10 protein-coding genes and 2 pseudogenes are annotated in these 10,235 nt (G+C 58.5%); 3 read left to right on the top strand and 9 right to left on the bottom strand.

Features of this window, described 5'->3' with window-relative positions; genetic code table 11:
• The 5 genes from H165_RS0117510 to H165_RS0117485 form a co-directional block, all read right to left on the bottom strand.
• Positions 1–214, bottom strand: a 214-nt coding sequence (locus H165_RS0117510) for an IS5/IS1182 family transposase (RefSeq protein ID WP_017940224.1), incomplete at its 3' end; no start/stop codon positions are given.
• 39 nt (positions 215–253) lie between these two features.
• Entirely contained in the window at positions 254–967 is a 714-nt protein-coding gene (locus tag H165_RS19385; RefSeq protein WP_081609381.1) for a c-type cytochrome, read from the bottom strand.
• A 9-nt stretch (positions 968–976) separates the two neighbouring features.
• Positions 977–2,068, bottom strand: coding sequence for a copper resistance protein B (locus tag H165_RS0117495; protein WP_026146710.1), 1,092 nt, complete (start codon positions 2,066–2,068; stop codon positions 977–979).
• Positions 2,058–2,369 (bottom strand): hypothetical protein, encoded by a 312-nt coding sequence (locus H165_RS0117490; RefSeq protein WP_017940231.1) that lies wholly within the window; start codon positions 2,367–2,369, stop codon positions 2,058–2,060. Before H165_RS0117490 ends, H165_RS0117495 begins: the two co-directional genes overlap by 11 nt.
• A 12-nt stretch (positions 2,370–2,381) precedes the next feature.
• Positions 2,382–4,196, bottom strand: coding sequence for a copper resistance system multicopper oxidase (locus H165_RS0117485; RefSeq protein ID WP_017940230.1), 1,815 nt, complete (start codon positions 4,194–4,196; stop codon positions 2,382–2,384).
• A gap of 264 nt (positions 4,197–4,460) precedes the next feature.
• Between H165_RS0117485 and H165_RS0117475 the strand changes: the two genes are divergently transcribed.
• Positions 4,461–5,599 (top strand): IS3 family transposase gene (locus H165_RS0117475; protein WP_155943635.1). Its coding sequence is split into 2 segments (ribosomal slippage): positions 4,461–4,710 and positions 4,710–5,599, totalling 1,140 coding nucleotides; the frame shifts between segments, so codons are not numbered across the junction.
• On the opposite strand, the gene H165_RS18815 is transcribed toward H165_RS0117475, so the two are convergent.
• The gene (locus H165_RS18815) at positions 5,592–6,254 is read right to left on the bottom strand and encodes a ZIP family metal transporter (RefSeq protein ID WP_017940227.1); all 663 of its coding nucleotides are present in this window, start codon (positions 6,252–6,254) and stop codon (positions 5,592–5,594) included. The genes H165_RS0117475 and H165_RS18815 overlap by 8 nt on opposite strands.
• Before the next feature lie 142 nt (positions 6,255–6,396).
• On the bottom strand, positions 6,397–7,293 hold the full coding sequence (locus H165_RS0117465; RefSeq protein ID WP_008928737.1) for a cation efflux transmembrane domain-containing protein: 897 nt from the start codon (positions 7,291–7,293) through the stop codon (positions 6,397–6,399).
• Positions 7,294–7,391: 98 nt separating this feature from the next.
• On the opposite strand from H165_RS0117465, the gene cadR reads away from it, so the two are divergent.
• The gene (gene cadR / locus H165_RS0117460; RefSeq protein ID WP_008175821.1) at positions 7,392–7,826 is read left to right on the top strand and encodes a Cd(II)/Pb(II)-responsive transcriptional regulator; all 435 of its coding nucleotides are present in this window, start codon (positions 7,392–7,394) and stop codon (positions 7,824–7,826) included.
• Positions 7,827–7,854: 28 nt separating this feature from the next.
• Here cadR and H165_RS0117455 read toward each other — a convergent pair.
• Together H165_RS0117455 and H165_RS0117450 are read right to left on the bottom strand one after the other, a co-directional pair.
• Positions 7,855–9,327, bottom strand: a pseudogene (locus tag H165_RS0117455) (ATP-dependent nuclease); the annotation flags it as partial.
• A gap of 186 nt (positions 9,328–9,513) precedes the next feature.
• Positions 9,514–9,957: pseudogene (locus tag H165_RS0117450) on the bottom strand (HAD-IC family P-type ATPase); the annotation flags it as partial.
• Between the two features lie 64 nt (positions 9,958–10,021).
• Here H165_RS0117450 and H165_RS0117445 point away from each other — a divergent pair.
• Positions 10,022–10,235, top strand: a 214-nt coding sequence (locus H165_RS0117445; RefSeq protein ID WP_017940224.1) for an IS5/IS1182 family transposase, incomplete at its 3' end; no start/stop codon positions are given.

Below are 10,235 nucleotides of genomic sequence, written 5' to 3'. Positions count from 1 at the left end.
TGTAGCCGAACCAGTTCTGCAGCAGATGCACACGCAGCATCGCCATCAGCGGATAGGCGGGACGACCGCCTTCACCCTTCGGGTAGTGCGGCTCGATCAGGGCGATCAGGCCCTGCCACGGCACCACCTGTTCCATTTCGATCAGGAACAGTTCCTTGCGGGTCTGCTTGCGCTTGCCGGCGTACTCGGCGTCGGCGAAGGTCATCTGCTTCATCGGAAAGCTCTGCGGGTGAAGTCGGCGGATTTTACCAAATCAGGAAGTCTTTTTCAGAGTTTCCTTAGGTGCGGAGCCACCCTCGCTATCCGTAGCCGCGGCATCGTGATGACCAGGCTCTCCAGCATCACCTGATCCATGATGGTCATCGCCACCGCCACTATTGTCATGATGGCCAGGCTTGTTGTCGCCGTGCTGTCCTTCATGGTTATGCATCTGCGTTTCCCCACCACCGTGCTGATGGCCGCCACTGGATGCGACGAGTGTTTGGTATTGCTTGGCATCCATCGTCGGCAGTTGGTTGAGGAAGGCAACCATGCCCCAGATGTACTCGTCTCCCATGCTCTTGCCCCACGCAGGCATACCCGTTGCCTTGATGCCATGCTTGATCACCCAGAACGCTGCTGCCGGATTGCCATCGACACCGATCTTGGCGAGGTTGGGGGGCGCAGGGTAAAGCGATTGGCTTAGCTCGGTCTCCGCCATACCTGGCGCCAAATGACAGCCGATACACATGGCGTTGTAGTTGCCCGCACCGGCGCGAATAAGAGCTTGATCATCCAGGTTGGGAACCTCGATGTCCCGCGAACGGACTTCGATAGAGCGGTCACGGGCCATCGTGAGAAACGCATGCACTGCAGGAAAATGGGGATCGTCGGCCCCCACGTTGACCACGCCAAAGTAGGCGCCGGCCAGGACAGCTGTGCTACCGACCACGCCGGCCGCCACCAAAGTTTTAATTGTTCTTTTCATGTCAGGTTCTCAAAACCACATCCGGATACCGGCGACAAAACGCGCCTCGTCTACATCACCGCCCTCGTCGCGCACCATGTCTGCCGTGTTGCCATAGGAGCGGCTCCAGGAAACCCCGATATAGGGGGCAAACTCCCTGACAATCTCGTAACGCAGACGCAAGCCGAGCTCGGTATTTGCCAACCCAGACCCCACACCTCGCTCAGGATCGTTCTTGCCGTAGAAGTTCATTTCGGCAGTTGGCTGGAGAATCAGCCGGTTGGTCAGCAGAATGTCGTACTCGCCCTCCAGTCGGGCAGCAGTTTGGCCATTCTCGCCGACGAAGGCCGTGGCTTCGGCCTCAAAGGCGTAAAGCACCATGCCCTGGATACCGAAGGCGGCCCAAGTCTGCGGCGACTCCGGTTTGAAGTCCTGGCGAACGCCCGCGACGACATCCCACCAAGGGCCGATCGAGCGGCCGTACAGCAGCTGTAATTCAGCATCCTCGGTCACGCCGTTGGTACGCTCGCCTTCGGAGCGGAACCAGACCCGGTTGATATCACCGCCTACCCAGCCCGACGCATCCCAGGCCAGGGTGCTGCCCTCATCTGCGTCCTGGTATTCGAGCTGATCGAGCAGGAAAAAACTGTTGATGGCGCTGTCGTGAACCTTGTGGCCAGGTAATGGCGGGAAAGCCGCTTGGCGATCAGCATCCGTCAGAACGGGAATCGGCGTACGGCTGGTGGTTCTCGGGGCTTCAGCGGAGCCATGGTTCATCTTTGAATGATCCATGCCCTCCATCTGTCCTTGCATGGCGCCATGCCCCATCTTGCTGTGATCCATAGCCTGGGCCTTCTCTTGGCTCTGGCCGTGGCCCATCTGGCTATGATCCATGCTGCCCGAAGCACCCTGCATGGCACCATGGTCCATCTTGCTGTGATCCATGCCCTCCATCGGCGCTTTGGCGGAACCGTGGCCCATCTGGCTGTGGTCCATCGACATGGAGCCGTGCCCCATTGCCGAATGATCCATTTCTTCCGCAGCCAAAGTAACGCCGCCGCTGAACGCACCCAGCGACACAGCCAGCGCCAAGAGAGATGGACGTGAAAACCTAGTGGTCATGGTTCGAACCTGCTTCGGCTTCGGTGCCGCCATGCTTATCCATCATGTTTTCGTGATTCATGCCGTCATGCTTCATGTCTCCGTGATCCATGGCGCCATGATCCATCTGCTGGCCAGCGGCCTTGCCTTTCGATTGATCTGCAGGCTTGTCACTGGCGTCGGGCGCAGCCGACTCGGCAGCATGTTGTTCGTGCTCGCTGTGCCCCTCACCTGCCAATGACGTCGGCGCGTGCAGAACAGCCAAAAGACTGAACATCGCTGCGCTGCCAAACAGGGCATTACGCTTCATAAAAGTACTCATCAGAAATCTCCTTTACTCATCCACACGGACTTCACGGAACATGCCCATTTCCATGTGGAGCAACAGGTGGCAGTGAAAGGCCCAACGACCCAACGCATCGGCAGTCACCCGAAAGCTGCGCTTGGAACCTGGCGGCATGTCGATGGTGTGTTTACGCACCAGGAAATTGCCGTTCGCATCCTCCAGATCACTCCACATGCCATGAAGATGGATCGGGTGAGCCATCATGGTGTCGTTGACCAGCGTGATGCGAACACGCTCGCCGTACTTGAGGCGCAGAGGCTCGGCGTCAGAGAACTTGATGCCATCGAAGGACCAGGAGAATTTCTCCATGTGCCCGGTAAGGTGCAGCTCGATGGTGCGACTTGGCTCACGCCCGTCCGGATCAGGGAAGGTGCTGCGCAGGTCAGAGTACGTGAGGACGCGTCGGCCGTTGTCTCGCAAACCAATACCTGGGTCGTCCAACTTATGCGTTGGTGTCATGGTTTGCATATCGACCAGCGGGTTGTTGGTCTCTGAGGCTGGGTGTGCCTGCATGGCACCTGCCATGCCTGCCATGCCTGCCATGCCCGAATGATCCATTCCCGCCATCTGGCTGTGATCCATGCCGGCCATGCCACCCTGCATGCTCCCATGATCCATGCCCGACATACTGCCGTGATCCATCCCGGCCATGCTCCCATGATCCATGCCGCCCATGCTGCCGTGGTCCATGCCCATGTCACCCATGGCAATCAGTGGGCGCGGGTCAGGGCTTGGTACCGGTGCACTCAACCCTTCCTGTACCGCAAGGGTGCCGCGCGCATAGCCAGTGCGGTCCATGGATTGGGCAAACACGGTATAGGCCTGTTCGCTGTCTGGTTCGATGATCACGTCGTAGGTCTCGGCCACGGCGATACGGAACTCGTCGACGCTGACCGGTTTGACGTGCAGACCATCGGCCGCAACCACAGTCATCTTCAGGCCTGGGATGCGCACATCGAAATAGGTCATAGCCGAGGCATTGATGAAACGCAGACGAATCTTCTCGCCTGGTTTGAATATGCCGGTCCAGTTGCCATCAGGTGCCTGGCCGTTCATCAGGTAGGTGTAGGTGTAGCCACTGACGTCGGCGAGATCAGTCGGGCTCATCTTCATTTCGGCCCACATCTTACGGTCGGCTACGGCGGCGGACCAACCCATCTCGCTTACGTCATCGATGAAGTCACCAACGGTGCGTTTGTGCTGGTTGTAGTAGTCCGACTGTTTCTTGAGCTTGGCCAGTACCCGCGTTGGATTTTCATCCGTCCAGTCGCTCAGCAACACGACGTAATCACGGTCGTAACTGAAGGGCTCGGGCTCCTTGGCATCAATGACCAGCGCACCGTATACGCCGACCTGCTCCTGGAGCCCAGAATGGCTGTGATACCAGTAGGTGCCGTTCTGGTTGACCTTGAACTTGTACTCATACATGCCATCAGGGGCGATGCCATGGAAGCTCAGGCCAGGAACACCATCCATGTTCGCCGGCAGGATGATGCCGTGCCAATGGATGGAGGTGTCCTCCTTGAGGCGGTTGCGCACGCGCAATGTGACGGTATCGCCTTCGCGCCAACGAAGAATCGGCCCAGGGAGCGAGCCGTTGATGGTCATGGCCGTGCGCGCTGCGCCGGTGATGTTCACCGGGGTTTCACCGATGAATAGGTCGAATTCGTTACCAGTCAGTACGTTGGGCTGGCCGGGGCTGTTCACCGCCCAGACCGGCGTGCGCCACAGGCCAAGTCCGCCGATAATACCGGTGGCTGCCAGGCCTTTGACGAAGGTGCGCCTTGTGGTTTTGCTTTGCATGCCGTTTTGTCCAATCCGTCAAATGAGCCGGTGATGGTGTGCCCGGTCTCGGGTTCATGGCTGCTTCAATGTCGGGGATTTACCCCTCAACTTTCCACGTCGGTGCATTGCACAATGCCTTACCGACGATGAGCAGTATGAAACTGCCATATTTCAACCATCCGGGTGATTACATTTCTGTAAGGTAGATGACTTCTGACCTGCCCCCCGATTTCAGTACCACACCGAACTTAGTAGAGTCCGTTTTCCGAGCAGGAGACGGTAATGAAAAAGCGTTTTACAGAAGAACAGATTCTCGACTTTCTGAAGCAGGTGGAGGCCGGTGTGCCGGTAAAGGAGTTGTGTCGGCGGCATGGCTTCAGTGATGCCTCGTTCTACACCTGGCGCGCCAAGTTCGGTGGCATGACCGTACCGGATGCCAAACGGCTCAAGGATCTCGAACTGGAGAACAGCCGGCTGAAAAAGCTGCTGGCCGAAGCCCATCTGGATATCGAGGCACTGAAGGTGGTCGCTCGGGGAAAAGGGTAAGCCCGACAGCTCGGCGGGAAGCGGTGCAGGAGATGCAGGCCCGAACCGGTATCTCCCAGCGTCGTGCCTGTAAGCTGATCGGGCTGTCTCGCTCGGTGCTGCACTATCAACCCCGTGCCAGCGAGCAAAACACCAAGCTGCAAACCCAACTCGTGGAACTGGCACAGGAGCGCCGGCGTTTCGGCTATCGGCGCCTGCATATCCTGCTGCGGCGCGCTGGCGTGCAGGTCAACCACAAGCGGATCTATCGCCTGTACCGGGCTGCCGGTTTGATGGTGAAGCGGCGGAGGCGCCGTCACGGCGTCGCCATGGAGCGCGAACGCCTGAGCCTACCGAGCGCGCCGAATCAGGTGTGGTCGATGGACTTCGTCTTTGATGCGCTCAGTACGGGGCGGAGGATTAAATGTCTGACGGTGGTCGACGACTTCACCAAGGAGGCGGTGGGAATCCTCGTGGATCACGGCATCAGCGGCTTTCGCGTTACTCGCGCACTGGATGAAATGGCTCGGTTTCGCGGCTTCCCGGCAGCAATCCGCACCGACCAGGGCCCCGAATTCACTGGCAAGGCACTCGATCAATGGGCCTATCAGCGCGATATCAAGCTGAAGCTGATTCAGCCTGGAAAACCCACACAGAATGCGTTCATCGAGTCCTTCAACGGCAAGTTTCGGGATGAATGCCTGAACGAGCACTGGTTCTGCTCACTGGCCGAGGCCAAAATTCGCATCGCGGCCTGGCGGAAGGATTACAACGAACACCGACCGCATAGCGCTATCGGCAATCTCACCCCAGCGGAGTTTGCCGCGAAATGGCGGGCGAGCCAGCAGCAACCTCGACATGAAAAATCGATATCAACCCCAGGGCCTACTAACTAGGAAACGGTACTAAAGCTGGGGGCAGGTCAGCGACCGTGAGAAGGCCTGCCGTGAACGTCAGTGCCGCTAGCTTAAATGCCTCCGGCTGGTTCCTGAGTACGAAGTAAGCAAAGACGGCTGCCGAGAGCACAGGAATCGCGAAGGAAGCAGAGAGCAGTATCCGCTTGCTACGAGGGATTCCTTTATCTTTCATGGTGGCGATCGTCGCAAAGCCCTCAGGAACATCGGCGAGAACCTGACCCGCCGCCAGGATTATCGCGACCGACGGTGAGACCGCCGACCCCGCCCCGATCAGGAGGCCATCGCTGAACAGGTCGATGGATACGGCGATATAGATCATCCAGACACTCGTCTGACCGCCTTCTCCCTGCTGGCCTTGTCGCTTCTGGAGACTCTCAACGAGCTTCTCGATACCTACGTAAGCAATGCCGCCCAGCGCGAAAGCGAGGGCGATTACCCAGGCTGAGAGGTTCTCTAGCACGCGCGGCATGATTTCAACCGCCACCACCGCAATGACGAGGCCGGCAGCGCCGTGAAGGGCGTAATTGAGACGGCGCCCGGTAGTTCGGGAGGCCTCCGCAGCGAGCCCACCACTAAAATTGCCTAAGGCGGGCAACAGCGCCAGGCCGAGTACCAGCCAGATACTATCCATCATCTTCCTTCCTTGGTTGATTCCTAGATACGCTACCTTGCTGGCTCCGAGCCTTCGCGCTATATGCTGTCGTTCAGGCCTAGCGCGCTTGTACAGCCACTTCGATCAAGTGTCCCAGGCATCGATAGCTGCGTACCGTGCAGCCTCACCCCTTGAGCGCCAGGATGCGCCGAGCGCCGTTGAGGACGATCAGGCCCACGATGGTACCGATAATCAGGTCAGGGTAGCTGGACCCCGTCCAGGCGACCAAGGCACCGGCGGCGATGACGCCCATGTTGATCACCACATCATTGGCCGAGAATATCCAGCTTGCCTTCATATGCGCGCCGCCTTCGCGGTGCTTGGATATCAACAGCAGGCAACCGGTATTGGCGATCAACGCGACGAAGGCGATCGCCATCATCATCAGCGATTCAGGCTCACTACCGAAAACAAAGCGTCGCACCACCTCGACGAGTACGCCGATAGCCAAAATCAGTTGCAGTACCCCTGCCAGATGCGCGGCACGTACCTGCATTTTCGCACTGCGCCCTACGGCATAGAGAGCCAGGCCATAGACGGCTGCATCGGCAAACATATCCAGGGAATCAGCGATCAGGCCGGTAGACTGGGCGATCAGGCCAGCAGTCATTTCCACCACGAACATGATCGCATTGATACCGAGCAACACGCGCAGAGTGCCTGACTCCTGCGTAGCAGAGACTGCCGAGCTCTCAGCGGCCTTGATCGTCTCTGGGTCGGCAATGACGGTTTCCTGAAGAGAGGCGCCTAGCCCCAAGGTCGCCAGTTTCGCGGTAATGGGCTCAGCCTCGCCGTCATGCACGACCTCCAATCGGCGGTTCGACAAGTCGAAGGACAGCGTTCGAATCTCATCAAAGCCGTTCAGCGCCAAGCGGATCATCCGTTCTTCTGAGGGACAATCCATCTTCGGCACAGCATACACGCTGACCCATTCCCCTGACGCTTCGGAGGAGACCGGCATATCGGTATCCGCTGCAGGCGTTGCATCGCAGCTACATGGGCCACCACAGGCTTTACTCACGATACGGCTCCAGTTAACCAACATAGATTGCTAGTATTAAAAACTATATAGCTACTATAAGGTCAATGGGACAGATGATCCGTTGAGGAGTAAGCCTGATGCGCATTGGTCAGTTAGCCCAGATAGCGGGTATCGACACGCAGACGATCCGCTTCTATGAGCAGCAGGGCCTGTTGCCGCCGCCAGAACGGCAGGAGAATGGTTACCGTGTCTATACCGAGAAGCATGGCGAGTGGCTTGCCTTTATCCGCCGCTGCCGAATTCTGGACCTGTCACTGACAGAGATTCGCGAGCTACAGAGCTATCAGGACGACCCTCGCCAGCCCTGTACCGCCGTCAACGCCATGCTCGATGACCACATCTCTCATGTGCGGTCGCAGATAACTGCTCTGCAAGCGCTTGAGCAACAACTCGTTTCACTGAGGGCGAGTTGCAACGAGGGTCGGGAGATCAATGCCTGCGGCATCCTGACGGGGATCAGCGAGGAGAGCAAACAACAGCTGTATAGGGCTAGCTCAGGCCGTAAGGACTGAGCAGAGACATGCCGGACCTTGCAGTGACATTGTGAATGCAGGCACCCACTATTGTTTCGGCTTTCGCCAGAAGTGCATCGAGTGCTTGGTCACTGAGATGGCGGAAGATCTCGTCCTCCAGAGTGAGACCTGGTCGCCATGTAAGAATTTGCCCGCCGGCGGCCAAGAATGCTTCAGCGAGCCCCGCGGTCGAAGGCTTGTCGGCATCTACAAAAACCATCACGCGGTAACCCAAGTTCAGAAGTGCTGTTCCCCGGATAAGACTGTTATCGGGGCTTCCCCCGCCGGCGTCCACATACGCGCCGCCATGGGCCAGGAATGAGGTAGCGCCAAGACTGACCCACCATTGGTCAAGGCCACGCGCGAAGCCAACCTCGCTGGCCCCCTCGCAAACGATGATGGATTTGGCGAGGAATGCTTCGGGGTCCTTCCGAAGGGTACTTTGTACCTCGTTGGCTTCCCCAGCTGGCATAACACTGTGGCGCTGAGGTGCTGACCGAACAACGAATAACTGGCTGCCGGACAGCTCGCGCAGCGCGACCGGCGAGTGCGTCGTCATGAACACTTGCAACGGAGCGGCAGCGTCCTTTGCACCCAGCGAGTCCAGGAATCGCATGAGCCGATGAGGTTCAAGCCCGTATTCCACCTCATCAACCAGGGCAATTGGCGCGGCGCTGGCCGCAGCCCTTTGAAGCCCTGCCACTAGCAAGCGTGACGAGCCCGTGCCAAGGGAGCGCAGCGGAATACCTGTTTCACTGTGCAGCGCGATCGCCCCCTCGCCAATCGACACAGAATGTGCGTCAAGGAGCGCCTGAGGCATAGCCCCGACCGAAACGCCAAGATGCTGTGCTGTGCGTTGCACGACCTCAAGCGTCTGGGTCAGATGTTCGACTGCTTGATTGCCAAAGTTCGCTCTTGCTTGCCTAGCGGCGCGCGCCAGTTCAGCACCAAGCTCGGCGCGCTCATCGGTAAGTCGATTGAGCACTGAGCCACGACTCCACGACAGGTTCGAGCTCGCAAAGCTGCCGATACGGGCGGGCGCTAGTGCCGCTCGTTCTTTCCAGGGAAGAGTGCGTTCAAGTTGCTGCTGCTCCGCGCGCTCGGAGAAAAGTGTCCAAACAGGCTCCAAATCGGCACCAACTTGCAGACGCAAGGTGATGACGGTCTCCAGCCCCGCTCGCGGTTCGTCTTCGACTTCCCCCGTACCGGGATGGAATCCACGCAAGAACTCGCCGTAGACATCGATATCCATTAGCGATAACGGCAGATCGCCAAGCGCCACGCTGATGGTGATGGGTACATCGACGTTTAATGCGAAGAAGTCCATGTCGCCGGACGTGCCGCCTCGGCGGGCGCCGACGCAAAGGTCAATCGCGTCCAGGATGCTGGACTTCCCACTGTCACCCGGACCAATGAGGCAGTTAATTCCGGGGGCCGGCACCCAGTCGAGCGCCTGGATAGACCGGAAGTTGCTAATTTGCAGTCGGCGAATGCGGGCCACGGAGAATCCTCATGGGGTAACGACTGTCAGTCTCCTACTCGCAGCGGGAACGATCCATAGAACGTCCCCTCGTCATCAGGTGATGCGACTGATAGGTCAAGTTGCAAGCTACCGTACGGTATTTTCCGGTCAGATGCGCATTTTAAAAATCGCCCTGCAGGTAGGCACATCGTCTTGTCTAACAGACTAGCCAACGTCCGTTGCTTTCAACCTAAGCGCATTGAAAACCACCGAGGCTGAACTGACGCTCATTGCCAGAGCAGCGATCAAGGGCGACAGAAGATGTCCTGTCAGCGGATACAGCAGCCCGGCCGCTAGCGGGATTCCCATCGCGTTGTAGAGGAATGCAAAGGCAAGGTTCTGCCTCATGTTCTTCACCGTGGCCACCGACAAGGTGCGCGCCCGCAGGATGCCCATCAGGTCTCCCTTGACCAGGGTCACTTGGGCGCTGTTCATCGCCACGTCGGTGCCCGTGCCCATAGCGATGCCTACGTCGGCCCTGGCCAAGGCCGGCGCATCGTTGATGCCGTCGCCCGCCATGGCAACACGCCGGCCATAGCTCTGCAGTTCGGCGACTAATTTCTCCTTGTCCTGCGGTTTCACCTCGCCATGCACCTCCTCGATGCCTAAGGAAACTCTGAAAAAGACTTCCTGATTTGGTAAAATCCGCCGACTTCACCCGCAGAGCTTTCCGATGAAGCAGATGACCTTCGCCGACGCCGAGTACGCCGGCAAGCGCAAGCAGACCCGCAAGGAACTGTTCCTGATCGAAATGGAACAGGTGGTGCCGTGGCAGGGCCTGATCGCCCTGATCGAGCCGCACTACCCGAAGGGTGAAGGCGGTCGTCCCGCCTATCCGCTGATGGCGATGCTGCGTGTGCATCTGCTGCAGAACTGGTTCGGCTACA

The organism is Pseudomonas thermotolerans DSM 14292, assembly GCF_000364625.1.
Classification (GTDB): Bacteria; Pseudomonadota; Gammaproteobacteria; order Pseudomonadales; family Pseudomonadaceae; genus Aquipseudomonas; species Aquipseudomonas thermotolerans.
The sequence above is the reverse complement of the archived record's forward strand: the minus strand, read 5'-3'. Positions and strand labels throughout refer to the sequence as shown.